Genomic DNA, 25,010 nt, shown 5'->3' on the forward strand with positions numbered 1-25,010 from the left:
AGCCACGGAGAACCGCCGCACATGTACGAGCTCAACCGGGTCCGCCTCTACTCGATCGGACCGGCCGGCGCCCGCTACGCCGACACGGTGCTCGACCTGCGCGGCGTCGGCGAGCCCGTCTCCGATCCGGCCCCGCAGCAGATCGGCCTGTTCGGCGAGGACACCGAGGGCCCGGTCCGCCGCCCCGCCCCGGCCGGCGTGCTCTTCCTGGAGAACGGCGGCGGCAAGTCCGTCCTGCTCAAGCTGATCTTCTCGGTCATGCTCCCCGGCCACCGCAACACCCTCGGCGGCGCCAGCTCCGGCGTGCTCCGCAAGTTCCTGCTCGCCGACGACTGCGGCCACGTCGCCCTGGAGTGGCAGCACACCGTCACCGGCGAGCCGATCGTCGTCGGCAAGGTCAGCGAGTGGCGCGGCCGCCAGGTCTCCTCCGACCCCCGCAAGTTCGCGGAGACCTGGTACTCCTTCCGCCCCGGCCCCGGCCTCACCCTCGACTCCCTGCCGGTCGCCGAGCGGATCAGCCTGGCCGGCGACCAGAAGGCCCGCGGCCGCCGCCGCACCATGAAGGGCTTCCGCGACGCCCTCACCGAGGCCGGCAAGGCCCACCCGCACCTCGACCTGGTCTTCGAGGACGGCCACGACCGCTGGACCGAACACCTCGGCGAGCTCGGCCTCGACCCCGAACTCTTCCGCTACCAGCGCGAGATGAACGCCGACGAGGGCGAGGCGGCCGGCCTCTTCGCGGTCAAGCACGACAGCGACTTCACCGACCTCCTGCTGCGCGCCGTCACCGACACCCGGGACACCGACGGCCTCGCCGACCTCGTCCACGGCTTCGCCGCCAAGCTCGGCCGCCGCGCCGAACTCACCGCCGAACGCGACTTCACCGCCGGCTCGCTGGACCTCCTGGAGCGCATCGCCGAGGCCACCACCGCCCGCGAGACCGTCCGCGAGGCCCACCGCACCGCCGAGCGCCGCACCCGCCGGCTCGCCCACGCCCTCGCCTCCCGGGCCACCGCCGAACGCGACCGCGCCCAGGACCTCGCCATCGAGGTCTCCGCCGCCGCGAGCGCCGTCACCGCCGCCGAGGCCGACCGCACCCGGCACAGCCTGATCGCCGACGAACTCACCCACCGGCACGCCACCCTGAGCCTCGCCGCCGCCACCACCGAAGCCGCCGCGCTGCGCCGCGAACTCATCGACGCCCGCACCCTGCACTCCGCCTGGCAGGCCGCCGAGGCGGTGCTGCGCCAGCGCGCCGCCGCCGACCGGGTCACCCGGGTCGCCGCCGCCATCCGCGAGGCCGAGCTGGACGCCGCCCCCGCGCTCGCCGCCCGGGCCCGCGCCGCGACCGCCCTCGCCCGCGCCCTGGAGGCCGCCGCCGCGGCCGCCGAGTCCCGCGCCGACACCGAGGAGCAGCGCGCCGGCGAGCTCCAGGAGGACGGTGCCACGGCGCAGACCGGCGCCACCGAGGCCGCCACCGCCGCCCAGAAGGCCCGCAGCGAGGCCGAGCACCTGCGCCAGCGCCTCGCCGAGGTCGAGCAGGAGACCGAGGCCGCCGTCGAAGCCGGCTTCATCGACGCCGACGGCGACGTGGACCCGGCCCGCGCCGCGCTGCACGCCGCCGACGTCGAGAAGGCCGCCGCCGCCGGGCTCGCCCAGGCCCGCGCCGCCGCCGAGGCCTCCGCCGCCCGGCTGCGCGAGGCCGCCGCCGCGACCTCGCGCGCCGAACTCGCCGCCGAACGCGCCGGCGACGCCCGCAAGGCCGCCGCCCGGTCCCTGGCCGGCGAACAGCGCACCGCCGCCCTGCTCGCCACCGAGCAGCGCCTCGCCGACCTGCTCTCCCTCACCCCGTACCAGGAAGACGCCGAGGAGGACGCCGGCTTCCTCACCCCCGCCGTCCTCGACCGCAACGCCGAGTACCTGCGCGAACTCCTCGACGAGGCCATCGCCACCGCCGAGCGCACCCTGTTCGACCTGCGCACGGCCGCCGCCGACGACTCCCGGATCCTCGCCGCCCTCGGCGACGGCGGCCTGCTGCCGCCCGGACCGGACGTCCTCGCCACCGTCGAGTACCTCGCCGAGCACGGCATCCCCGCCCTGCCCGGCTGGCGCTACCTCGCCCAGTCCGTCGACCCGGCCGACCACGACGCGATCCTCGCCGCCCGCCCCGAACTGGTCGACGGCGTCGTCGTCACCGACCCGTCCTCGCTGGAGCGCGCCCGCGAGGCCCTGCAGTCCGCCGCCCTGCTGCCGCGCTCCACCGTGGCCGTCGGCGCCGCCGCCTCGCTGATCGCCCCGATCACCGACGAGCCCGCCTTCTTCCTCGTGCCGCCGAACCCGGCCATGCACGACGAGTCCGCCGCCGACGACGAGCGCCGCGACCTGCGCGCCCGGGCGAGCGCCCGCGAGGAGCACATCCGCGAACTCGCCGGCCGCCTCGGCGCCGACCGCGCCCTCGCCGCTCGCCTCGCCTCCTGGCACGCCAGCTGCCCGCCCGGCACCCTCGCCGAACTCGCCGCCGCCGCCGAAGCCGCCCGCGAACACGCCGAGCAGTCCGCCGCCGCCCTCGCCACCCTGCGCGCCGACCACGACGAGGCCGAGACCGACCACGCCGCCGCGGCCTCCGCCCACGAGGAGCACCGCGAGGCCGCCCAGCGCGCCCGCCGCCGCGCCGACGCCCTCTCCGGCCTCGCCTTCCGCCTGCGCGAGCGCGCCACCTGGGCCCGCCGCCAGCGCGAACTCGCCGAGGACGCCGCCGAGTGCGACCGCCGCCAGGCCCTGTGCGCCGACCGCGCCCGCACCTGCGACGAGGACCGCCGCGCCGCCCAGCGCGCCGCCGACGACGCCCGCCGCACCGCCCGCGCGCTGCGCGCCGAACGCGCCGAGATCCCCGCCGCCGAGCAGACCGACGAGCCCGCCGACACCGCCCCCGTCGCGCTGCCCACCCTGCGCGAGGCCTACCGCGCCGCCTCCCAGCTGTACGAGAAGGTCGGCGTCGGCGCCGACCTGCGCGCCGAACAGGCCCGCGCCGAGGGCGACGAGGCCGCCGCCGCGACCGAACTCGACCGGCTCACCAACAAGGTGCGCACCCGCGCCGAGGAGCTGCTCGGCAGCCCCGACGGCGCCGACGGCCCGGCCCGCCAGGCCGCCGCCGCCCGCGCCGAGGAGCTGGTCGCCACCATCGAGGCCCGCTCCGCCGCCGCCAGCGAGCAGCTCGGCCGCCTGCGCGGCGACGCCGAGCGCTCCGCCCCCACCGACGGCGAGGCGCACACCGAGCTGCCCGAGGACCTCGTCCCCACCGACCCGGAGCACGCCCAGACCCTGCTGCGCACCGCCACCAGCCGCCTCGCCGAACGCCGCGAGGCCCTGGACGACGCCCGCACCGCGCACGCCGACCTGCAGCGCACCTTCGACAGCGCCCAGGCCGCCGCCGCCGACTTCGACGAGCTGGCCGGCCAGCTGCGCGACGGCCTGCGCGACCACCAGGAGGACCCGGACGACCCGGTCGAGCCGTACCTCGGCTCGCTCGCCGAGGCCCGCACCGGCGCCACCGACGCCCGCCGCGGCCTGCGCACCGCCGCCGGCGAGCTGTCCAGCGCCGAACTCGCCGTCCGCGACACCGCCGACGCCCTCGTCCGGCACGCCAACGCCGCCCGCTACGAGGCCGTCCGCACCCCCGCCCGCCAGCAGATCCGGGAGCTGCCGGCCTCGGCGCTGCCCGAGCACGCCGCGAGCTGGGCCGCCGCCTTCGCGCCCCGGCTGCGGGTGCTCACCGACGAGCTCGTCCAGCTGGAGAAGAACCGCGGCTCGATCGTGGACCGCCTGCGCGGCCTGGTGGAGTCCTCGCTCACCACCCTGCGCGCCGCCCAGCGGCTGTCCCGGCTGCCCGAGGGCCTGGGGGAGTGGTCCGGCCAGGAGTTCCTCCGGATCCGCTTCGAGGACCCGGACCACGCCACCCTGGTCGAGCGCCTCGGCGAGGTCATCGACGAGGCCACCCGCGCGGCCGTCAAGAAGAACAGCGACCTGCGTCGCGACGGCATGTCCCTGCTGCTGCGCGGCGTCGCGGCCGCGATCGGCCCGAAGGGCGTCAGCGTCGAGATCCTCAAGCCGGACGCGGTGCTGCGCGCCGAGCGGGTCAGCGTCGGCCAGATGTCGGACGTGTTCTCCGGCGGCCAGCTGCTCACCGCGGCCATCGCCCTCTACTGCACGATGGCCGCGCTGCGCGCCAACGACCGCGGCCAGTCCCAGCTGCGGCACGCCGGCACGCTGTTCCTGGACAACCCGATCGGCCGGGCCAACGCCACCTACCTGCTGGAGCTCCAGCGCGCCGTCGCCGACGCGCTCGGCGTCCAGCTGATCTACACCACCGGCCTGTTCGACACCACCGCGCTCGCCGAGTTCCCGCTGGTGATCCGGCTGCGCAACGACGCCGACCTGCGGGCCGGCCTCAAGTACATCTCGGTCGAGGAGCACCTGCGCCCCGGCCTGCCGGCCGCGCAGGACCCGGACGGCCCGGCCATCCACGGCGAGATCACCGCCACCCGGATGTTCAAGCGCCCCGCGGAGGTTCCCGCGCAGCCGTGAACTGGTTAGCGTGATCGGCATGCTGACGATCGCGCACCTCAGTGACATCCACCTCGGCCAGGTCCACCGTCGGGACGGCGGCAAGCGCGCCCGGCGGCGGGCCGAGCGGGTGATGGCGTACCTGGAGGCCCTGCCGGGACCGCTGGACGGGGTGCTGGTCACCGGCGACCTCGCCGACCACGGCCTGGCCGAGGAGTACCGGCAGGTCGCCGGGGTGCTGGCCTCCCGGCACCCGGTGCTCACCTGCCCCGGCAACCACGACTCCCGGGCGCCGTACCGGGAGGTGCTGCTCGGCGAGGCGCCGGGGGAGGAGCCGGTCAACCGGGCGCACCGGCTCCCCGGCGCCGACGTGCTGATGCTCGACTCGTCCATACCCGGGCAGCACGACGGCCTGCTGGACGACCGGACGCTGGACTGGCTGGACGGGCAACTCGCCTCCGGCCGTACCGAGTTGCCCGCCCTGGTGGCCTTCCACCACCCGCCGGTCGAGCTGCACCTGCCGACGGTCGACCCGATCCGCCAGTTCGGCGAGGAGCGGCTCGCGCGGGTGCTGAGCGGCCACCCCCGGGTCGCCGCCCTGCTCTGCGGCCACTCCCACACACCCGCCGCGACCACCTTCGCGGGCCTGCCGGTGCTGGTCGCGCCCGGCGTGGTCTCCACCGTCACCCTGCCCTGCGAGGGCGGGCGCGGCATCTCCTTCGACCACCCGCCGATGCTGGCCTTCCACGTCCTGGACGGGGACGGCCGGGTGACCACCCACTACCGGGTCGTCCCGGTCGACTAGGTGGCCACTCAGCCGCTCAACCGGCGCAGGATCGCCATGAGTTCGGCGGGCGGCTGGATCGAGAACGAGCGCTCGGCCTCGTCGATGTGGGTCAGGTTGGTCACCGTGCCGCGGTGCCACCAGTAGAGCCGGGGCGACAGCGGGCCCGGGTTCTCCGAGTGGACGCGCAGGGCGATGTCGGCCAGGTCGTTGACCGCACCGGCGACCTGCGGCTCCACCAGCGGGTGGAAGAACAGGTAGTCCCGGCTGGGAGCAGTGAACAGGGCGCCATCCTGCGGGAGTTCGCGCCCGGTCACCGCGCGGGCCAGCTCGTCCAGCACCAGCGCCTTGCTGGCGACGAACATCGACTCGCCGTGCACCGCGTACAGGGTCGAGCCCTCGGTCGGGCCCTGGAGGACGTCGTACTCGACCGGATCGGCGATCAGGTTGGCGCGCCCGGCGGCCCGCAGCCGCTCCAGGCCCACCTCGGCGACGAAGCGGTCGTCCAGGGTCCGTACGGTGTCGGGCAGGTCCAGGCAGAGCGCCTCCTGCAGCCCGGTCGCCACCGGACGGAGGTAGCCGAACTCCGGGGCCAGTTCGGCCGGGATCGCGTCGTCGGCGATCAGCCGCAGGTAGGCGCAGCGCAGGACCTCGGCGTCCTGCCCGGGGGTGCTGTCGGCCGCGCCGGCGAGGGCGGCGTAGTGGCGCTCCACCAGCGCGGGCCACTCGCCCCGGTCGGCGCGGCGGCAGAACTCGGCCAGGTTGTACAGGTTGCTGCTGCCCTCGGCCCGCTGCACCGTCCGGCCCGAGACCGTCACCCGCACGCCGATGCCCGCGTGGTAGCGGCGCACCAGCTCGCGCAGGTGCTCCGCCTGGTCGGTCGTCAGGGCGGTGAGGTCGGGGTCGTACTGGGGTGCGGACTTGGAACGGAAGAGCTTCATGCACCCGACTCTACGGGTGCGCGCTGACACCCCGTCCGCGCCGTCGGGTCACGTCATGGGAGGTCAGGGGCGCGGCGTGGACACCCGCGGCTGCGGCGGCGGCTGCTGCGGCCGCTGCTGGGACGGCGGGTGCGGCTGCGGATACGACTGTGGGTACGGCTGCGGGTGCGCCTGTGGGTGGGGCTGTTGGCGGGGCTGCTGGTACACCGACTGCTGCGGGTACGGCTGCTGGTACACCGAGGAGCCCGGGCGGGGGAACGGCCGGGCCGCCAGCGGCTCGGCGGGCGCCCGGCTGCCCGCCATCGGGTGGGTGGCGGAGCCCGGCGCCCGCATCCGCTGGGCGGCGACCTGGCGGGAGATCAGGATCTCCAGCAGGCACCACATGGTGGCGAACACCCCCAGCCCCATGGCCATCAGCGCGGGCGTCAGCATCCAACTGCCCGCGTACGAGGCCAGCGTCGCGACGACCACGCCCACCAGGGTGAAGGCGAGCGAGAGCACCGCCCGGACTGCGGCGGCGCGCACCTCGTCGGGCAGGCGGCGACGGCGGCGTGGCGCGGACACGGGCGACCCCCAGGCGCGGATTCGGCGACGGACGCGGGACGGGCGCTCGCGGTGCGCGCCCCCTTCGCACACTCTGCCCCACCGAATCAGGAGTATGCGTCCGAATCCACCGAACTGCCGTCAAAACGTGCCATCCGGGCAGCCGGTGGGCCCGGCGGTCAGCCCAGCTGCTGGTTGAGCTCCGCCAGCGCGCCCGTGACGATCGTCCGCATCGCGCGCTCGGCCTCCTCGCCGTGCCCCGAGCAGATCGCGTCGGCGACCTCGCGGTGCAGCCGGATCGCGTAGGGCTCGGGCTGATGGGGCATCAGATGGTACTCGGTCCGGCCGGTGAGCACCGCGCCCACGGTGTCGCCGAGGTGGGCGAACATCTCGTTGCCGGAGGCGCGCAGCACCAGGGCGTGGAAGGCGATGTCGTGCCCGAGGAAGGTGTTCAGGTCGGCCTCGCGCGCCGCGACCGTCAACTCCACGGCCAGTGCGCTGAGTTCGCGCCGGTCGTCGTCGGTGGCGTGGACCGCGGCGAGCGCCGCCGCGGCCGGCTCGACGGCCACCCGCAGCGAGCCGAGCGAGCGCAGCTGGGCGGGCCGGTCGGCCCCGGCCAGGCGCCAGCGGATCACCATCGGGTCGAAGACGTCCCAGAGCGACTTCGGCAGCACGGTGATCCCGACCCGCCGCCGGGACGCCACCATGCGCATCCCCTCCAGGATCCGCACCGCCTCCCGGACCACCGTCCGGGACACCCCGAACCGCTCCTCCAGCTCCTCCCCGCGCAGCACCGAACCCTCGGGAAGCTCCCCGGACGCGATCGCCGGCCCGAGCTCGTCAAGCAGTCGCCCGGTCAGCCCCTGGATCTCCATCCGCCCAGCCTAGACGTCCCCGCCCCCGACCCCCGGCGCCACCCTCCATCCGGGCCCGCCTCCGACCCTCGCCCCGCTCGTCCCGGCCCCGCCGTGCTGCCCGCCCCGCCGCCCGGCCCCGCAGGGCACCTCCGCCCCCAACCCCCACCCCGCCGTCAGCCCCTCGCCCCCGGGGAAGTAAAAGTATGACGATTTGGTTTCCGCCACTTGAATACGTCATATCTTTGAAGCGATAGTGGCGGCCAGGCAACGAAGGAGCACGACCCATGGCTCTCAGCGTCGAGAACCACGACCTCCCGCAGACCCCTCCCACGATCGTGGTGATGGGCGTCTCGGGCGTCGGCAAGACCACCCTGGCCCGCCTGCTGGCGGACCGCCTCGGCCTCCCCTTCGCCGAGGCGGACGACTTCCACCCGGCGGCCAACATCGCCAAGATGTCGGCCGGCGTCCCGCTGGACGACGAGGACCGCGCCCCCTGGCTGCGCGCCATCGGCGCCTGGCTGGGCGAGCGGACCGAGGACGGCAGCGGCGGTGTGGTCACCTGCTCGGCGCTGAAGCGCCGCTACCGCGACACCCTGCGCGCGGCCTGCCCGGGCGCCTTCTTCCTGCACCTCAGCGGTGGCCACGAGCTGGTCGAGGACCGGCTCAGCCACCGCACCGGCCACTTCATGCCGTCGTCGCTGCTCGACTCGCAGTACGCCGCCCTGGAACCCCTGGCGGTGGACGAGCGCGGCGCCGTCCTGGACGTGGGCCCGTCCCCCGAACAACTCGTCGAGATGGCCGTGGCGCTGCTGCGGCCCGTCAATGGAGACCTCGCGTGAGCACTGCCCCCACCCTGCTGGCGGCCGCCCCACCGGTCCTGCCGCACACCGGTAGCAACTCCCAGCTGCTGGTCGCGGTGCTGCTCAGCATCGGCGCGATCGTCGTACTGATCACCAAGCTGAAGCTGCACCCGTTCCTCGCCCTCACGCTCGGCTCCGGTCTGCTGGCCGCCGTCGCGGGCGCCCCCTTCGACAAGCTGCTGAGCAGCTTCTCCACCGGCTTCGGCTCCACCGTGGCGAGCGTCGGCCTGCTGATCGGCCTCGGCGCGATGCTCGGCAAGCTGCTCGCCGACTCCGGCGGCGCGAACATCATCGCGGACACCGTGCTGTCCCGGACCGGCAACAAGGCGCTGCCCTGGGCCATGGCGCTGATCGCGGCGGTGCTCGGCCTGCCGCTGTTCTTCGAGGTCGGTGTCGTCCTGCTGATCCCGATCGTGCTGCTGGTCGCCCGCCGTGGCAACGTGCCGCTGATCCGGGTGGGCATCCCGGCCCTGGCCGGCCTGTCGGTGCTGCACGGCCTGGTGCCCCCGCACCCGGGCCCGCTGGTCGCCGTCGACGCCCTGAAGGCCGACCTCGGCATCACCCTGGCGCTCGGCCTGCTGATCGCCGTCCCGACCCTGGTCATCGCCGGTCCGCTGTTCGCGCGGGTCGCCGAGCGCTGGGTCGGCCCGCTGGAGATCCCGGCGACCACCGCCCCCGAGGAGACGGTCAGGAACGACCGCACGCCGTCCTTCGGCGCGGTGCTGGCCACCATCCTGCTGCCGGTCGTGCTGATGCTCGGCAAGGCGCTGGCCGACGTGGTGATCGACGACCCGAAGGCGGTCGCCCAGCGGGTCTTCGACTTCGTCGGCTCCCCGCTGATCGCCCTGCTCGCCGCGACCCTGCTCGCGATGGTGACCCTCGGCCGGGCGGCCGGCTTCGACCGGGCGCGGATCTCCGACACCGTCGGCAAGTCGCTCGGCCCGATCGCGGGCATCGTGTTCATCGTCGGCGCGGGCGGCGGCTTCAAGCAGACCCTGATCGACGTGGGCGTCGGCAGCGCGGTGAGCGAGTGGTCCGGCAAGTGGCACATCTCCGCGCTGCTGCTGGGCTGGCTGATCGCCGTGCTGATCCGGCTGGCCACGGGCTCGGCGACGGTCGCCACGATCACCGCGGCGGGCATCGTCTCCCCGCTGGCCGCGACCATGTCCTCGACCCACGCGGCCCTGCTGGTGCTCGCGATCGGTGCCGGCTCGCTGTTCTTCTCGCACGTCAACGACGCCGGCTTCTGGCTGGTGAAGGAGTACTTCGGGATGAGCGTCGGGCAGACGCTGAAGTCCTGGTCGGTGATGGAGACGGTGATCTCGGTCGTCGCGATCGCCCTGATCCTGCCGCTGAGCCTGATCATCTAGGCGCCGCGGCGGAAGCCGCAGCACCGCCGAGGGGCGGCACCCGTGAACCGTACGGGTGCCGCCCCTCGGCGTTCGGTCGGTCCCTCCGCCCGCCGAGGCCGCCCGCTCAGTCCGTCCGCCCCAGCAGCCCCGACAGCACGGCGGCCGTCGACGCCAGCAGCTCCTCCGCGACCACGCCGCCCGCCGCCGTACGGGCCAGCAGGCCCTCCCGCGCCGCGAGGATCACCGCCGCGGCCTGCCCGGCGCTCGCGCCCGCGGGCACCAGCTCCGGCAGCACCCGTTCCAGGACGTCGGCCAGCGCCCGCGCGACGGTCCGGTCGTGCACGGCGAGCTGCGCGGCCAGCGCCTCCGTCCGGGCGGCGACCAGCCGGAACTCCAGGAACAGCAGGATCCACCCGGTCTCCGCGGGCTCGACCCGCAGCAGCGCCTCGACCAGCAGCCGGGCCCGTTCCCGCGGTGCCAGCGCCTCGCAGGCGGAGGCCAGTTCCTCCAGCTCGGCCATCCGCCGGGCCGCCTGGTCGTCGAAGAGCGCCAGCAGCAGGTCCTCCTTGCTGCCGAAGTTCGAGTAGAAGGCGCCGCGGGTGTAGCCGGCGGCTGCGCAGACGTCCTCGATGCTGGTCCGCGCGAAGCCGACGGTGAGGAACAGTTCGCTCGCCGCGGCCAGCAGCCGGGCCCGGGTGTGGACGCGGCGTCGGGGCGGTCGGGGAGCGGCGGCATCAGCGGGGGGCGGGTTCACAGGAGAACGGTACATGGTGTATTCAGTACGAGTCGTATTCAATACGAGTCGTACTGAACCGGCCCCGCGAGCCGTACGGAACCTGCCGTACGTGCCGTGGCGAACCGCCGTGCCCGTACCCGAGGGGGACCACCACCATGAGCCGACTGCTGATCACCAACGCCCACCTGCTCCACCCCGAGGACGGCACCCGCACCGACCTCGGCTGGCTGGAGGCCGCCGACGGCCGGATCGCCGCCACCGGCACCGGCCGCCCGCCCGCCGGGTCCGACGGCGTCCGGGTGGTCGACGCGGCGGGCGGCACCGTCCTGCCCGGGCTGATCGACGCCCACGTCCACCTACTGGTCACCACCCTCGACCTGCACGACGTCGCCGACTGGACCCCCGGGTACGCGACCGTCCGCGCCCTCGCCGAGGCCGAGCGGATGCTGCGCCGCGGCTTCACCACCGTCCGCGACGTCGGCGGCGCCGACCACGGCATGGCCCGCGCCCTCGCCGAGGGCCTGGTGCTCGGCCCCCGGCTGCTGCACGGCGGCAAGGCGCTGTCCCAGACCGGCGGCCACGGCGACCTGCGCCCGCTCGGCGACGACGCCCTGCCCTGCTGCGAGTCCCGGCCGAACTTCGGCCGGATCGCCGACGGCGTGGACGCCGTACGGGCCGCCGCCCGGGACGAGTTCCGCAAGGGCGCCCGCCACCTCAAGGTGCTGCTCTCCGGCGGGGTCGCCTCCCCGCACGACGAGATCGCCGCCGTCCAGTACAGCGAGGAGGAGATCCGCGCGGCGGTCGAGGAGGCGGAGAACCACAACCGCTACGTCACCGTGCACGCCTACCACCCGCGCGCGATCGACCGCGCCCTGCGGGCCGGGGTCCGCTGCGTGGAGCACGGCAACCTGCTGGACGACGGCACGGTGGCCCTGCTGCTGGAGAAGGACGCCTTCCTGGTCCCCACCCTCGTCGCGTACGAGCAGACCGCGAAGCTCGGCGCCGCCTCGGGCCTGCCGCCCGCGTCCGTCGGCAAGCTCGCCGAGGTCCGCGACCGCGGCCTGGACGCCCTGGAGCGCGCCCACCGCGCGGGCGTCAACCTGGTCTACGGCAGCGACCTGCTCGGCCCGCTGCACCCGGCCCAGCTGGAGGAGTTCACGCTGCGCGCCCAGGTCCAGCCGGCCGCGGACGTGCTCCGCTCGGCGACCACCACGGCGGCCCGGCTGCTCGGCATGGCGGGGGAGATCGGCACCCTCGCCCCGGGCGCCCACGCCGACCTGCTCGTCGTCGACTGCGACCCGCTGGCCGACCTCACCGTCCTCACCCGCCCGGAGCGGCACCTGCGCCACGTGGTGAAGGCCGGGCTACCGGTCTGACAAAGCAGCGGGCGGGCGCCCGGGAGAATCCCGAACGCCCGCCCGCCGTACAGCCGTTGTTGCCTACTTGGTTCCACGCTTCGCGAGGCTGTGCCTACTTGGTTCCACGCTTCGCGAGGAAGGCCTCGACCTCGTCCCGGATCTCCGGCGTGTCGAGCCCGCGCACCGTCATGGTGGTGCGGCGGCGCAGCACGTCGTCCGTCGTGTACGCCCACTCGTTGTCGGCCGCGTAGGCGACCTGCGCCCAGACGTCCGGGCCGTCGGCGTGGATCGGCCGGCCGAGCTCCGGGTTCTCGTCGATCATGCGGGCGATCTCGAAGGAGAGGGTGCCGTAGTGGCTGGCCAGGTGCTTGGCGACCAGCGGCTCCATCCGCGAGCCCGGCTCACGGTCGATCAGCAGGCGGTGCGCCACCGCGTTCGGCGCGCCGACGCCCGGCAGCGGGACGGTCGGGGCGATCGGGGACATGTCCTCGCCGAGGCTGGTGCCGGGCACGTGGGCCAGCTTCTCCAGCACGGCGCGGCCGATGTGGCGGTAGGTGGTCCACTTGCCGCCGGAGACCGACAGCATGCCGCCCTTGCCCTCGGTGACGACCGTCTCGCGCTTGGCGGCGGCGGTGTCGCCCGGGCCGCCCGGCAGTACGCGCAGGCCGGCGAAGGAGTAGGTGATCAGGTCACGGTCGAGGTGCTCGTCGCGGATCGCGTGCGCGGCCTCGCCCATGATCTGGTCGATGTCCGCGTCGGTGGCCCGGACGTCCTTCGGGTCGCCGGTGTACTCCTCGTCGGTGGTGCCGAGGAGGACGTGGTCCTCCCACGGGATGGCGAAGGAGACGCGGTACTTGTCGATCGGGATGGTCAGCGCGGCGCGCCACGGCGAGCGGCGCTTGACGACCACGTGGGCGCCCTTGGAGAGGCGGATCGACGGCGCGGCGCCGGCGTCCTCCATCTTGCGCAGGTGGTCGACCCACGGGCCGGTGGCGTTGAGCACCAGGCGGGCGTCGATGCCGAACTCGCTGCCGTCGAGGCGGTCGCGGAGCTCGGCGCCGGTGACCCGGCTGCCGGTGAAGCGCAGGCCGGTGACCTCGGCGTGGTTGAGCACCACGGCGCCGGCGTCGACGGCGGCGCGCACGGTCATCACGGCGACGCGCGAGTCGTTCATCTGGTGGTCGCCGTAGACGGCCACCGAGCGCAGGCCCTCGGTGCGCAGCGCGGGCACCTGCTGGGCGGCGTGGGCGGCGGTGGAGACCCGGCCCATGCCGTCGCGGAAGGCGGACAGCGCCGAGTAGAGGAACACGCCGGCGCCGAGCTTGGCGGCGCCGTGCGGGCCGCCCTTGTAGACCGGGACGAAGAAGGTCAGCGGGTTGACCAGGTGCGGGGCCACGTCGGTGGAGAGCGCGCGGCGCTCCTTGTGGTTCTCCGCGACCAGCTTGACCGCGCCGGTCTGCAGGTAGCGCAGACCGCCGTGGACGAGCTTGGAGGAGGCGCTGGAGGTGGCGCCGGCGAAGTCGCCGGCGTCGACCATGGCGACCTTCAGGCCGGCCTGGGACGCGGTCCAGGCGACGGCCGTGCCGAGGATGCCGCCCCCGATCACCAGCAGGTCGTAGGTGGCCTTGCCGAGCAGCTCGCGGGTCTCGGCGCGGGAGGCGGTGCGGCCGGCGGTGCGCTCGGCGCCCAGGGTCGGGATGGTTGCCATGGTGGTTGTGTACGGCGCGCGGGTCAGGCGGCGCCGTTACTCCTCTCGTGTGCGGTGCGGCCCCTCCGGAGAGGCCGGTCGGCCCGGTGCGGCGGGCCGGTGAAACGCGGTGACACCCGCTGCCTGAACAGCGGGCGGCCGGCCGGGGCACGGGGCCCCGACCGGCTTGTCGGTCAGTTGTTCTCTTCTTCCTCCACCCAGCCCATGGTGCGCTCCACGGCCTTGAGCCACTTCTTGTACTCGCGCTCCCGGGTGGCCTCGTCCATGCGCGGGGTCCACTCGGCGGCGCGGTGCCAGTTGGCCCGCAGGGTGTCGAGGTCGTTCCAGAAGCCGACGGCGAGACCGGCCGCGTAGGCGGCGCCGAGGGCGGTGGTCTCGGCCACGTACGGGCGCTCGACCGGGGCGTCCAGGACGTCGGCGATGTTCTGCATGAGCAGGTTGTTGCTGGTCATGCCGCCGTCGACCTTGAGGGCGGTGAGCTCGACCCCGGAGTCCTTCTGCATGGCGTCGACGACCTCGCGGGTCTGCCAGGCGGTGGCCTCCAGGACGGCCCGGGCCAGGTGGCCCTTGGTGACGTACCGGGTCAGACCGGCGATCACACCGCGGGCGTCGGAGCGCCAGTACGGGGCGAACAGGCCGGAGAAGGCCGGGACGAAGTAGGCACCGCCGTTGTCCTCGACCGTGTTGGCGAGGGTCTCGATCTCGGCGGCGGTGGAGATGATGCCGAGCTGGTCGCGCAGCCACTGGACGAGCGAGCCGGTGACGGCGATCGAGCCTTCCAGCGCGTAGACCGGCTTCTGGTCGCCGATCCGGTAGCCGACGGTGGTCAGCAGGCCGTGGTACGAGTTGACGATCTTCTCGCCGGTGTTGAGCAGCAGGAAGGTGCCGGTGCCGTAGGTGGACTTGGCCTCGCCCTCGTTGAAGCAGGTCTGGCCGAACAGCGCGGCCTGCTGGTCGCCGAGCGCGGCGGCGACCGGGACGCCCGCCAGGTCGCCGACGGCCTCGCCGTAGACCTCGGCGGAGGAGCGGATCTCCGGCAGGACGGCCAGCGGCACGCCCATCGACTCGGCGATCTTCTCGTCCCACGCCAGCGTGTTGAGGTTCATCAGCATGGTGCGGCTGGCGTTGGTCACGTCGGTGACGTGCTTGCCGCCGTCGACACCGCCGGTGAGGTTCCAGATGACCCAGGTGTCCATGGTGCCGAACAGGATGTCGCCGGCCTCGGCGCGCTCGCGCAGGCCCTCGACGTTGTCCAGCAGCCAGCGGATCTTCGGGCCGGCGAAGTAGCTGGCCAGCGGGAGGCCGGTCTCGCGGCGGAAGCGGTCCTGGCCGACGTTGCGGCCGAGCTCGCGGCAGAGCGCCTCGGTGCGGGTGTCCTGCCACACCAGGGCGTTGTGCACCGGCTCACCGGTGTTCTTGTCCCACAGGACGGTGGTCTCGCGCTGGTTGGTGATGCCGATGGCGCGGATGTCGTCCTTGGTCAGGCCGGCCTTCTCCAGCGCACCGCGGACGACCGACTGCACCCGGGTCCAGATCTCGGCGGCGTCGTGCTCGACGTAGCCGGGCTGGGGGAAGATCTGCCGGTGCTCCTGCTGGTCGACGGAGACGATCCGGCCGTCGGCGCCGAAGATGATGCAGCGGCTGGAGGTGGTGCCCTGGTCGATCGCGGCGATGTAGTTACCGGTGGAGGTCATGGGGAGGTCCTCGGCTCAGTTCGGGGGATACGGGGTGGGTGGGTCTGACGCTCGCGTACGGACGTCCGGTCAGTCCCCGTGCTCGGTGGGTTCGAACCCGGCTTAGAAGAGGGCGTTGTAGACGCCGCCGGCCGCGAGGCCGCCGAGGACCGGGCCGACGACCGGGATCCAGGCGTACGACCAGTCGGAGCCGCCCTTGTTCGGGATCGGCAGCAGGGCGTGCGCGATGCGCGGGCCGAGGTCACGGGCCGGGTTGATCGCGTAGCCGGTCGGGCCGCCCAGCGAGAGGCCGATGCCGACGACGGTGAAGGCCACCATCAGGGTGCCGGTGCCGGTCTGCGAGAGGCCGGTGTTGGTGCCGATGGTCAGGATCGCGAAGCAGAGCACGAAGGTGCCGATGACCTCGGTGAGGACGTTCTGGAACGGGTTCCGGATCTCGGGCCCGGTCGAGAAGATGCCGAGGGTGGGCTCCTCGTTGGCGTTGAACTGGCCGAGGTAGGTCGCCCAGACCAGCACGGCGCCGATGATCGCGCCGAGCAGCTGCGAGCCGAGGTAGAGCGGCACCTGGCTCCAGTCGCCGCTCTTGACCGCCAGGGCGAGGGTGACTGCCGGGTTGAGGTGCGCGCCGGACTTCGGAGCCGACATGTAGGCGGCGATGAGGACCGCGAAACCCCAGCCGAAGGTGATCGCCAGCCAGCCGGCGTTGACGGCCTTCGACTTCTTGAGGGTCACGGCGGCGCAGACGCCACCGCCGAGGAGTATCAGCGCGGCGGTGCCGAGGGTTTCGCCGACGAAAACGTCGCCGTTGGAGAACGCGGACACAAAAGACTCCCTTGTCCATATGGCCCGGAGGTGCGGGTGGGGGCGGGCGGCCGGTCGATCGCGGTGCGGGTGAGCGCACTGGGGGACTGATCTCCCCGGCCAGCGTTCGACAATGTCGACCGTCATGCGGAAGCTTCCTCCCCAGGTCGCCCCCGCGTCAAGGCAGGGTTACGCAGCTGTGACCCTCGCCTCGGCAGGTCCTCCGAAGTTACCGAGCGGAGCGCTCCGAAACAGGACAAAACGCCAAGGCGCGGACAGGCTCCCCGCCTGTCCGCGCCTCAGCGTGACGAAATGACCGCTGTTCTCAGAACCGCCCGGCGCCCAGGTCACGGGAGATCGCCCGCGCCGCGCTGCGCACCGAGGCCACCAGCGAGGGCTTCACGAAGCCGTCCTCGCAGACCCGCTCCACCGGCCCGCTGATGCACACCGAACCGACCGGGTTGCGCCGCCGGTCCTGGATCAGCGCGCCGATCGAGGCCACGCCCTCCCAGGTCTCCTCGATCGAGTCCGACCAGCCGCGCTCGCGGATCAGCGCGCACTCGGCGTCCACGTCGACCGCCTCGGTGAGCGTGTGCACGGTGTACGACTCGTACGGCCCGTCGCCCAACTCCCCGCGCGCGACCGGGTCGTAGGCCACCAGCACCTTGCCGAGGGCGGTGCTGTGCAGCGGCTGCATCGAGCCGACCTCCAGCACTTGCCGGGTGTCGTCCGGCCGGAACACGTGGTGCACGATCAGCACGCCCTGCTGGTGCAGCACCCCCAGGTAGACCGTCTCCCCGGCCGCCCGGGCCAGGTCGTCCGCCCACACCAGGGCCCGCGCCCGCAGCTCGTGCACGTCCAGGTAGCTCTGTCCCAGCCGCAGCAGCTCCGCGCCCAGCTGGTACTTGCCGCTCTCCGGATCCTGCTCGACGAACCCCTCCTGCTGCAGCGTGCGCAGGATGCCGTGCGCGGTGCCCTTGGCCAGGCCCAGCGCCGTCGAGACCTCGGACAGGCCGAGGCGGCGCTCGCCGCCGGCCAGCAGGCGCATGATCGCGGCGGCCCGGGAAAGCGACTGGATCGGGCCGGGCATGGATACCTCCGCTGACAGGCGGTCGACATTGTCGACCGCAGTGGTGACGGGACGAGTCTGCCAGGCCACACAGACTCCGTGCACCTTCCCCCTCGGTTACCCGCCCCCGGCCGGGCGCCGGAGCCCGCCCCGGCCGGGCGCACGGGCTCTAACCCACCGCGCCGTTCGACGGCACCCGGCGGACCGCCACCTCCGCCGCGAGCGCCGCGATCCCGTCCGGCCCGACCCGGCAGCAGCCGCCCACCAGCCGGGCCCCGGCCGCGAGCCAGCCGCCCACCCGGGCCGAGCGGAAGGTCGGCTCCCCGCGCCAGCCCCGGCGCTCGGCGTCCCAGTGCTCCCCGCTGTTCGGGTAGACCACCACCGGCTTCCCGGTCACCTCGGCGGCCACCGCCACCGCCCGGTCCGCGTCCTGCGGAGTGCAGCAGTTGACGCCCACCGCCAGTACCTCGTCCACCTCCGCGGCGAGCGCGAACGCCTCCGCCAGCGGCTGCCCGGCCCGGGTCCGGTCGCCCTCGACGCTGTACGACAGCCAGGCCGGCACCCCCAGCCCGCGCACCAGCTCCAGCAGCGCCCGCGCCTCGTCCGCGTCCGGCACCGTCTCCAGCGCCAGCACGTCCGGCCGGGCCGCCGCGAGCACCTCCAGCCGCGGCCGGTGGAAGGCCACCAGCTCCCCGACGCTCAGCCCGTACCGGCCCCGGTACTCCGAACCGTCCGCCAGCACCGCCCCGTACGGGCCCACCGACGCGGCCACCCAGCGCCGCCGCCCGCCCGGCTCGGCCCACGCCGCCTCCCGGGCCAGCTCCACGCTGCTCGCCAGCAGCCGCGCGGCCTGCGCCCGGCCGATGCCGCGCCGGGCGAAGCCCTCGAAGCTCGCCTGGTAGCTCGCCGTGATGGCGACGTCCGCGCCGGCCTCGAAGTACGCCCGGTGCACCGCCACCACCGCCTCCGGGTCGTCGGCCAGCAGCCGGGCCGACCACAGCTCGTCCGACAGGTCGTGCCCCGCCGCCGCCAACTGGTTCGACATCCCGCCGTCCAGCACCAGCGGACCGGCGGCCAGCGCCGCGGCGAAGTCCGGCGGGGGAGCAGTGGGCATGGCGGCCTCCTCTGGTGCGGTCGGTGCTGGTCACAGCCTAGAAGGAGGAGGCCTCCGCCGACCGGGAAAAGCATTTGCCGCTCAGGAACGCGATCGCCTACGTTGTGCTCAGGACGAGAACGACAGCACCTGACAACAGCTGACAGCCCGAGACGGCAAGCCGGACAATCAAGAAGAACAAGACGAGACACGAGTGAGCGCGGAAGGACCGGCGATGGCGGCGGACGACCAGCCCGGCACCGGGCCCGCGGCCGAGCGGGAATGGCTCGCCGCGTACGACCCGCGCGCCTACGCCCCGATCGCCGTCACGGTCGACGTGGTCGCCCTGACCCTGCGCCAGGGCAGCCTGCACGTGCTGCTCGTCGAGCGCGGCGCCCCGCCCTACCAGGGCTGCTGGGCACTGCCCGGCGGCTTCCTGCGGGCCGGCGAGGAGGGCCTGGACGAGGCCGCCGCCCGCGAACTCGCGGAGGAGACGGGCCTCCAGGGCGCGGCCGAGGCCACGCTCTGCCGACTCCACCTGGAGCAGCTCGGCACCTACGGGGCCCCCGAGCGGGACCCGCGGATGCACGTCGTCTCCGTCGCCTACCTCGCCTTCGCACCGGACCTCCCCGACCCCCAGGCCGGGACGGACGCCGCGGCCGCCGCCTGGCACCCCGTCCGCGACCTGGACCTCCGGCCCCGCGGCCGGTCCCGAGCCGCCGGTGCGCCCGCCGACACCCACGGGGGTGGCGTCGACGGGCGCACCGGCCCCACTCCGCTCGCCCTGGCCTTCGACCACGCCCGGATCCTCGCCGACGGGCTCGACCGGGTGCGCGCCAAGCTGGAGTACAGCCCGCTGGCCACCGCCTTCCTGCCCCACGACTTCACCATCCCCGATCTGCGCGCCGTCTACGAGGCCGTCTGGGACGAGAAGCTCCACCCGGGCAACTTCCACCGCAAGGTCCTCTCCGTCCCCGGCTTCGTCGAGAGCACCGGCACCACCACCCAGCGCGCCGGAGCCCGCGGCGGCCCCCGCGCCCGCACCTACCACGCCGGCGACGCCTCCCTCCTGCACCCCGCCCTGCTCCGCCCCACCCGTGAGGACCGGCCGGGCGAGGACCGGCCGGGCGAGGGCCGGCCGGGCGAAGGCCGACCGGTCGACGGCCCGCAGGGCGAACAGCACTGATCGCCGGACCCCCGGGTCCACCGCCGGCCCACCGGGCTACCATCCGGCCATGACCACCGACGAAGCGACCCAGACCACCCACCGGCCGTTCTCGCACTGCCACTTCTGCGGCACGCCCTACCCGCCCGACACCCGGGCCTGGCCCCGCACCTGCCCCGGCTGCGCCGAGATCAGCTACCGCAACCCGCTGCCCGTCGCGGTCACCGTCCTCCCCGTCACCCGGCCCGACGCCGACCCCGCCCTGGTCGTCATCCGCCGCACCATCGAGCCCGGATACGGCGAACTCGCCTTCCCCGGCGGCTACATGGACTACGGCGAGAGCTGGCAGCAGGCCTGCGTCCGCGAACTGCACGAGGAGACCGGCATCACGGCCGACGCCGCCGAGGTCACCCTGATCCACACCGCCTCCGACCCCAACGGCCGGTTCGTGTTCCTCTGCGGCCTGCTGCCCGCCCGCCCGCTCGCCGCGCTCCCGCCCTCGCGCCCCACCGACGAGACCGACGGCTGGTTCCTCGCCGACACCGACACCGCACTCGTCTGGGACTTCCACAACAGCGTCCTGCGCCGCTGGTTCGGCGGAGAGTTCACCCCCCGCTGACCAGCGGACCACTCGCCGGCGGACCCTGGCGCGACGGCCGCGCACATGGCATGGTCTGCACCGACAGCCCAACCGGACGGGCCTGCCACAAGCTCTCCCGTCCCCACCACCGGCCGGGAGACCACCACCGTGAGCACCCCATCCCAGGACCAGCCGCTCTGGCGCCCCAACCCCGCTCGCGCCGCCGCCACCAGCCTGGTGGCCTTCCAGGCCTGGGCCGCCGAGCACCACGGCGCCCCGGCCGCCCCGCTCGCCCCGGCCGCAGGCGATGAGCAGGCCGCCCAGCGCTACGCCGACCTGCACGCCTGGTCCACCGACGACCTCGACCGGTTCTGGACCGCCGTCACCCAGTGGTTCGACGTCCGCTTCACCGAGGCCCCCGACGCCGTCCTCGCCGACCCGGCGATGCCCGGCGCCCGTTGGTTCCCCGGCGCCCGCCTCAACTACGCCGAGCACGCCCTGCGCGCCGCCGACGACCCCGCCAACGCCGACCGCCCGGCCATCCTCCACCTGGACGAGACCACCGAGCAGCCCGTCGCCCTCACCTGGGCCGAGCTGCGCCGCCAGGTCGGCTCGCTGGCCGCCGCGCTCCGCGCCCGGGGCATCGGCCCCGGCGACCGGGTCAGCGCCTACCTGCCGAACGTCCCGCAGGCCGCCGTCGCCCTCCTCGCCACCGCCGCCGTCGGAGCGGTCTGGACCAGCTGCGCCCCCGACTTCGGCGCCCGCAGCGTCCTCGACCGCCTCCAACAGATCGAACCGGCCGTCCTCTTCGCCATCGACGGCTACCACTACGGCGGCAAGGACCACGACCGCACCGAGGTCGTCGCCGAGCTGCGGCGCGAGCTGCCCAGCCTGCGCACCGTCGTCCACGTCCCACTGCTCGGTGGCCCGGCCCCGGAAGGCGCCCTCGACTGGGACGACCTGGTCGCCGACGAGGTCGAGCCGGTCTTCGAGCCGGTCCCCTTCGACCACCCGCTCTGGGTCCTCTACTCCTCCGGCACCACCGGTCTGCCCAAGGCCATCGTCCAGAGCCAGGGCGGCATCCTGCTCGAACACCTGAAGCAGGCCGGCCTCCACCTCGACCTCGGCCCGCAGGACCGCTTCCTCTGGTACACCTCCACCGGCTGGATGATGTGGAACTTCCTGCTGGCCGGCCTCCTCGTCGGGGCCACGATCGTCACCTACGACGGCAGCCCCGGCCACCCCGACACCGGCGCCCTCTGGTCGGTCGCCGCCCGCACCGGCGCCACCGTCCTCGGCACCTCCGCCGCCTACGTGATCGCCAGCCGCAAGGCCGAGCTCCACCCCGGCCGGGACCTCGACCTCTCCGCCGTGCGCTGCATCGGCACCACCGGCTCGCCGCTGCCGCCGGACGGCTTCCGCTGGATCTACGACGAGGTCAAGTCGGACGTCTGGCTCGCCTCCGTCAGCGGCGGCACCGACGTCTGCTCCTGCTTCGTCGGCGGCGTCCCCACCCTCCCGGTGTACCTGGGCGAGATCCAGGCCCCCTGCCTCGGCGCCGCCGTCGAGTCCTGGGACGTCCAGGGCAAGCCGCTCACCGACGCCGTCGGCGAGCTCGTCGTCACCAAGCCCATCCCGTCCATGCCCACCGGCTTCTGGAACGACCCCGAGGGCACCCGGTACCACGACAGCTACTTCGACATGTACCCCGGCATCTGGCGCCACGGCGACTGGATCACCGTCACCTCCCGGGGCACCGTCGTCATCCACGGCCGCTCCGACTCCACCCTCAACCGCCAGGGCGTCCGGATGGGCTCCTCGGACATCTACGAGGTGGTCGAGCGCCTCCCCGAGATCGCCGAGTCCCTGGTCATCGGCCTGGAGGAGCCCGACGGCGGCTACTGGATGCCGCTGTTCGTCGTCCTCGCCCCCGGCGCCGAGCTGAACGACGGGCTCATCGGCCGCATCCGCACCTCGCTGCGCACCGAGCTCTCCCCGCGCCACGTCCCCGACGAGGTCGTCGTCGTCCGCGGCCTGCCGCACACCCTCACCGGCAAGCGGATCGAGGTCCCGGTCAAGCGCATCCTCTCCGGCACCCCGCTGGAGCAGGCCGTCAACCCCGGCTCCGTCGACAACATCGAGTACCTGCGCTTCTTCGAGCAGCTGCGCGTCGACCGCCAGGCCTGACCGGCCCGGTACGACACGGAAGGGGCGCCCCCACCGCGATGGTGGGGGCGCCCCTTCCGGTTCCCGCTGTTGTCCCTACTCGTGCCGTCCCTACTCGCCGGACAGCACCTGCTGCGCCGCGACGCGCGCCTCCTCGGCGCTGTCCGCGGCCCGGGCCGCCTCGGCCGCCCGGCGGCACTGCGCCAGCGTGTACTTGGCCAGGGTGGACCGCACGTACGGGATCGACGCGGAGCCCATCGACAGGCTGGTGACGCCCAGACCGGTCAGCACCACGGCCAGCAGCGGGTCGGACGCGGCCTCGCCGCAGACGCCGCAGCTCTTGCCGGCCACCCGCGCGGCGTCGGCCGCCGCGGCGATCAGGTCCAGCAGCGCCGGCTGCCACGGGTCCTGCAGCCGCGCCAGCGCACCGACCTGGCGGTCCGCCGCGAACGCGTACTGGGCGAGGTCGTTGGTCCCCAGCGACAGGAACTCGACCTCCTGCAGGATCGACCTGGCCCGCAGCGCGGCCGAGGGGATCTCCACCATCGCACCGAACTTGGCGTCCAGCCCGGCCTCCCGGCAGGCGGTCGCGAAGTCCTTGGCGTCCTTGCGGTCGGCCACCATCGGGGCCATCACCTCGAGGTGCACCGGCAGTCCCGCGGCGGCCGTGGCCAGCGCCCGCAGCTGGGTGCGCAGCACCTCGGGGTGCTCCAGCAGGGTGCGCAGACCGCGCACGCCCAGCGCCGGGTTCGGCTCGTCGGCCGGGGTCAGGAAGTCCAGCGGCTTGTCCGCGCCCGCGTCGAGCACCCGGACGACGACCCGGCCCTCCGGGAACGCCTCCAGCACCTTGCGGTACGCCTCGACCTGCTTCTCCTCGCTCGGAGCCTTCGCCGAGTCGTCCAGGAACAGGAACTCGGTGCGGAACAGGCCGACGCCCTCGGCGCCGTTCTCCAGCGCGGCCGGCACGTCCGCCGGGCCGCCCACATTCGCCAGCAGCGGGACGCGGTGCCCGTCAGAGGTCTGCCCCGGGCCGGAGGAGGCGGCCAGCGCGGCCTTGCGCTCGGCGGCGACCGCCCGCAGCTCGTCCTGCTTCTCCTGCGAGGGCTCCAGCAGCACGTCGCCCGAACTGCCGTCCACGGCGACGACAGTGCCCTCGGCCACGTCGGTCGCCCCGGGCAGCGCCACGACGGCCGGCACGCCCAGCGCCCGCGCCAGGATGGCGCTGTGGCTGGTCGGCCCGCCCTCCTCGGTCACGAAGCCGAGCACCAGCGTCGGGTCGAGCAGCGCGGTGTCGGCCGGCGCCAGGTCACGGGCGAACAGCACGTACGGCTCGTCGCTGTCCGGCACCCCCGGCATCGGCACCCCGAGCAGCCGGGCCACGATGCGGTTCCGCACGTCGTCCAGGTCGGCGACCCGCCCGGCCAGGTACTCCCCGGCGGAGGCCAGCAGGGCACGGAAGGCCGCGAAGGCGTCGTAGACACCGCGTTCGGCACTGCTGCCGACGGCGATCCGGCGGGACACGTCGGCCATCAGCTCCGGGTCCTGCGCCATCAGCGCCTGGGCCTCCAGAACGGCCTGCGCCTCGCCACCCGCGAGGTTGCCGCGCGCGATCAGGTCGGCGGCGACCGCCTCCACGGCGGCCTGGGCGCGCGCCTGCTCCCGCGGGGCGTCCTCGGTCGGGATCTGGGTGGCCGGGGGCTCCAGCACCGCCGTCCCCATGTGACGGACCTGGCCGATCGCGACCCCGTGGCTGACACCCACGCCGTGCAGTGTCTTCTCCATGTACCTGTCTCCGCTGAGTCTGTGTGTGGGGGATAGAGAGGGGTCAGCTCCAGCTGAACAGCGGCTCGCCGGAGACGGCCTCGCCGTCCTCCCGCAGGGCGCCGAGCGAGTCCGGGGCGGCCTCGAGCGCGACGATCGGCGAGATCGGCGACTTGCCGGCGGCCGCGACGGCGGCCGGGTCCCACTTGATGACGGCCTGGCCGCGGGTCACCGTGTCGCCCTTGTTGACGAGCAGCTCGAAGCCCTCGCCGTTGAGCTGGACGGTGTCGATCCCGAGGTGGGTCAGCACACCGTGGCCCTCGTCGTCCACGACCACGAAGGCGTGCGGGTGCATGGAGACGACGACGCCGTCCACCGGAGCGACCGCCTCGGTGGGCCGACGGACCGGGTCGATCGCGGTGCCGGGGCCCACCATCGCGCCGGAGAACACCGGGTCCGGCACGCCGGCGAGCCCGACGACCTTGCCGGTCAGCGGCGACGTCACAGTGGTCATGGTTGTGCCTCCCAAGAGCGCAGTACAGCGAGCGGCCGCGAGGAGCGGCACGACGATCAGCTGAAGCCTAAATCATGTCAACTAAGGACATCTGTCGACATTCCCGGGCGAACCCCCCGCCCGCGCCCCCCTGCCGGCCGGCGTCCCCACCGGCCCGCGACTGGTCTAGTCCTCTCGGCCCGATGCGCCGCACTCTACAGGCATCTTGGCGAATCGGGACCATTGCTGTATATGCTCGCGAGAGCAACAAATCATGCCGCCGACCGGGTGACACCGGGCGCGCCCCGATTCGCACTCCGGTCGGCGACCCGCTATGGTTGGTCGAGTCGCCACAACTTGGCGGTTAACACCAGATTTCAGATGCGAAAAGCTCCGGTAAACGGAGCGGAAAACATCTGGTAAGCTGGAAACACGAAAGAACGAAGCCCGGAGGGCCTGCTGGAAGGCAGTCCGAAGGAAGCGTCC

19 protein-coding genes are annotated in these 25,010 nt (G+C 74.0%); 8 read left to right on the top strand and 11 right to left on the bottom strand.

Translation table 11 applies throughout. The features are described from left to right. Positions 1-21 precede the first annotated feature (21 nt). Both IE332_RS33880 and IE332_RS33885 read left to right on the top strand, forming a co-directional pair. Entirely contained in the window at positions 22-4,584 is a 4,563-nt protein-coding gene (locus IE332_RS33880) for a hypothetical protein (RefSeq protein WP_189924059.1), read from the top strand. Positions 4,585-4,603: 19 nt separating this feature from the next. Further along, a complete protein-coding gene (locus tag IE332_RS33885; protein ID WP_189924061.1) occupies positions 4,604-5,368 on the top strand; it encodes a metallophosphoesterase in 765 nt (254 codons plus the stop codon). Between the two features lie 8 nt (positions 5,369-5,376). Here IE332_RS33885 and IE332_RS33890 read toward each other — a convergent pair whose 3' ends face one another. The 3 genes from IE332_RS33890 to IE332_RS33900 all read right to left on the bottom strand — a co-directional run bounded on the left by IE332_RS33890 (position 5,377) and on the right by IE332_RS33900 (position 7,706). Next, positions 5,377-6,288, bottom strand: a complete 912-nt coding sequence (locus IE332_RS33890) for a hypothetical protein (protein WP_189924063.1) — start codon at positions 6,286-6,288, stop codon at positions 5,377-5,379. Between the two features lie 63 nt (positions 6,289-6,351). Next, on the bottom strand, positions 6,352-6,852 hold the full coding sequence (locus tag IE332_RS33895; RefSeq protein ID WP_189924065.1) for a hypothetical protein: 501 nt from the start codon (positions 6,850-6,852) through the stop codon (positions 6,352-6,354). Positions 6,853-7,010: 158 nt separating this feature from the next. Continuing rightward, positions 7,011-7,706 carry a FadR/GntR family transcriptional regulator gene (locus IE332_RS33900; RefSeq protein ID WP_189924067.1) on the bottom strand — a complete coding sequence of 232 codons (696 nt, stop codon included), beginning with the start codon at positions 7,704-7,706 and terminating at the stop codon, positions 7,011-7,013. Positions 7,707-7,972: 266 nt separating this feature from the next. Between IE332_RS33900 and IE332_RS33905 the strand changes: the two genes are divergently transcribed. Together IE332_RS33905 and IE332_RS33910 are read left to right on the top strand one after the other, a co-directional pair. Next, entirely contained in the window at positions 7,973-8,527 is a 555-nt protein-coding gene (locus IE332_RS33905) for a gluconokinase (RefSeq protein WP_189924069.1), read from the top strand. Beyond that, on the top strand, positions 8,524-9,918 hold the full coding sequence (locus tag IE332_RS33910; protein ID WP_229929126.1) for a GntT/GntP/DsdX family permease: 1,395 nt from the start codon (positions 8,524-8,526) through the stop codon (positions 9,916-9,918). Before IE332_RS33905 ends, IE332_RS33910 begins: the two co-directional genes overlap by 4 nt. Before the next feature lie 106 nt (positions 9,919-10,024). Here IE332_RS33910 and IE332_RS33915 read toward each other — a convergent pair whose 3' ends face one another. Further along, positions 10,025-10,654, bottom strand: a complete 630-nt coding sequence (locus tag IE332_RS33915) for a TetR/AcrR family transcriptional regulator (RefSeq protein ID WP_189924071.1) — start codon at positions 10,652-10,654, stop codon at positions 10,025-10,027. Between the two features lie 137 nt (positions 10,655-10,791). On the opposite strand from IE332_RS33915, the gene IE332_RS33920 reads away from it, so the two are divergent. Beyond that, positions 10,792-12,012: a metal-dependent hydrolase family protein gene (locus tag IE332_RS33920; RefSeq protein ID WP_189924073.1), complete on the top strand. Its 1,221-nt coding sequence runs from the start codon at positions 10,792-10,794 to the stop codon at positions 12,010-12,012. A gap of 94 nt (positions 12,013-12,106) precedes the next feature. Here the strand turns inward: IE332_RS33920 and IE332_RS33925 are convergent, their stop codons facing one another. From IE332_RS33925 to mmuM, 5 genes are all read right to left on the bottom strand, one after another. Continuing rightward, complete coding sequence (locus IE332_RS33925) at positions 12,107-13,702, bottom strand: glycerol-3-phosphate dehydrogenase/oxidase (protein ID WP_189924075.1); 1,596 nt, start codon at positions 13,700-13,702, stop codon at positions 12,107-12,109. A gap of 173 nt (positions 13,703-13,875) precedes the next feature. Then, on the bottom strand, positions 13,876-15,396 hold the full coding sequence (glpK, locus tag IE332_RS33930; RefSeq protein ID WP_189924077.1) for a glycerol kinase GlpK: 1,521 nt from the start codon (positions 15,394-15,396) through the stop codon (positions 13,876-13,878). 102 nt (positions 15,397-15,498) lie between these two features. Further along, a complete protein-coding gene (locus tag IE332_RS33935) occupies positions 15,499-16,218 on the bottom strand; it encodes an MIP/aquaporin family protein (protein WP_229929127.1) in 720 nt (239 codons plus the stop codon). A gap of 304 nt (positions 16,219-16,522) precedes the next feature. After that, positions 16,523-17,287, bottom strand: coding sequence for an IclR family transcriptional regulator (locus IE332_RS33940; RefSeq protein WP_189924081.1), 765 nt, complete (start codon positions 17,285-17,287; stop codon positions 16,523-16,525). 148 nt (positions 17,288-17,435) lie between these two features. Further along, positions 17,436-18,380 carry a homocysteine S-methyltransferase gene (gene mmuM, locus IE332_RS33945; RefSeq protein ID WP_189924083.1) on the bottom strand — a complete coding sequence of 315 codons (945 nt, stop codon included), beginning with the start codon at positions 18,378-18,380 and terminating at the stop codon, positions 17,436-17,438. Between the two features lie 214 nt (positions 18,381-18,594). On the opposite strand from mmuM, the gene IE332_RS33950 reads away from it, so the two are divergent. From IE332_RS33950 to IE332_RS33960, 3 genes are read left to right on the top strand one after another with little or no spacing between them, the layout of a single operon-like run. Then, complete coding sequence (locus IE332_RS33950; protein WP_189924085.1) at positions 18,595-19,545, top strand: NUDIX hydrolase; 951 nt, start codon at positions 18,595-18,597, stop codon at positions 19,543-19,545. 49 nt (positions 19,546-19,594) lie between these two features. Beyond that, on the top strand, positions 19,595-20,143 hold the full coding sequence (locus tag IE332_RS33955) for an NUDIX domain-containing protein (protein ID WP_189924087.1): 549 nt from the start codon (positions 19,595-19,597) through the stop codon (positions 20,141-20,143). Between the two features lie 45 nt (positions 20,144-20,188). Next, positions 20,189-22,291 (top strand): acetoacetate--CoA ligase, encoded by a 2,103-nt coding sequence (locus tag IE332_RS33960; protein WP_189924089.1) that lies wholly within the window; start codon positions 20,189-20,191, stop codon positions 22,289-22,291. 90 nt (positions 22,292-22,381) lie between these two features. Here the strand turns inward: IE332_RS33960 and ptsP are convergent, their stop codons facing one another. Beyond that, positions 22,382-24,052, bottom strand: coding sequence for a phosphoenolpyruvate--protein phosphotransferase (gene ptsP / locus IE332_RS33965; RefSeq protein WP_189924091.1), 1,671 nt, complete (start codon positions 24,050-24,052; stop codon positions 22,382-22,384). A 43-nt stretch (positions 24,053-24,095) separates the two neighbouring features. After that, on the bottom strand, positions 24,096-24,545 hold the full coding sequence (locus IE332_RS33970) for a PTS sugar transporter subunit IIA (RefSeq protein WP_189924093.1): 450 nt from the start codon (positions 24,543-24,545) through the stop codon (positions 24,096-24,098). Between the last annotated feature and the right edge of the window lie 465 nt (positions 24,546-25,010).

The sequence above is a fragment of the Kitasatospora xanthocidica genome (assembly GCF_014656195.1).
Classification (GTDB): Bacteria; Actinomycetota; Actinomycetes; order Streptomycetales; family Streptomycetaceae; genus Kitasatospora; species Kitasatospora xanthocidica.

Bases quoted from the DNA above. Each gene is read 5' to 3' on its own strand.
- IE332_RS33960 (WP_189924089.1), top strand. From the start codon at position 20,189: ATGGCATGGTCTGCACCGACAGCCCAACCGGACGGGCCTGCCACAAGC.
- IE332_RS33900 (WP_189924067.1), bottom strand. From the start codon at position 7,706: ATGGAGATCCAGGGGCTGACCGGGCGACTGCTTGACGAGCTCGGGCCG.
- IE332_RS33885 (WP_189924061.1), top strand. From the start codon at position 4,604: ATGCTGACGATCGCGCACCTCAGTGACATCCACCTCGGCCAGGTCCAC.
- IE332_RS33880 (WP_189924059.1), top strand. From the start codon at position 22: ATGTACGAGCTCAACCGGGTCCGCCTCTACTCGATCGGACCGGCCGGC.
- IE332_RS33970 (WP_189924093.1), bottom strand. From the start codon at position 24,545: ATGACCACTGTGACGTCGCCGCTGACCGGCAAGGTCGTCGGGCTCGCC.
- IE332_RS33890 (WP_189924063.1), bottom strand. From the start codon at position 6,288: ATGAAGCTCTTCCGTTCCAAGTCCGCACCCCAGTACGACCCCGACCTC.
- IE332_RS33950 (WP_189924085.1), top strand. From the start codon at position 18,595: ATGGCGGCGGACGACCAGCCCGGCACCGGGCCCGCGGCCGAGCGGGAA.
- mmuM (WP_189924083.1), bottom strand. From the start codon at position 18,380: ATGCCCACTGCTCCCCCGCCGGACTTCGCCGCGGCGCTGGCCGCCGGT.
- ptsP (WP_189924091.1), bottom strand. From the start codon at position 24,052: ATGGAGAAGACACTGCACGGCGTGGGTGTCAGCCACGGGGTCGCGATC.
- IE332_RS33925 (WP_189924075.1), bottom strand. From the start codon at position 13,702: ATGGCAACCATCCCGACCCTGGGCGCCGAGCGCACCGCCGGCCGCACC.
- IE332_RS33905 (WP_189924069.1), top strand. From the start codon at position 7,973: ATGGCTCTCAGCGTCGAGAACCACGACCTCCCGCAGACCCCTCCCACG.
- IE332_RS33920 (WP_189924073.1), top strand. From the start codon at position 10,792: ATGAGCCGACTGCTGATCACCAACGCCCACCTGCTCCACCCCGAGGAC.
- glpK (WP_189924077.1), bottom strand. From the start codon at position 15,396: ATGACCTCCACCGGTAACTACATCGCCGCGATCGACCAGGGCACCACC.
- IE332_RS33955 (WP_189924087.1), top strand. From the start codon at position 19,595: ATGACCACCGACGAAGCGACCCAGACCACCCACCGGCCGTTCTCGCAC.
- IE332_RS33940 (WP_189924081.1), bottom strand. From the start codon at position 17,287: ATGCCCGGCCCGATCCAGTCGCTTTCCCGGGCCGCCGCGATCATGCGC.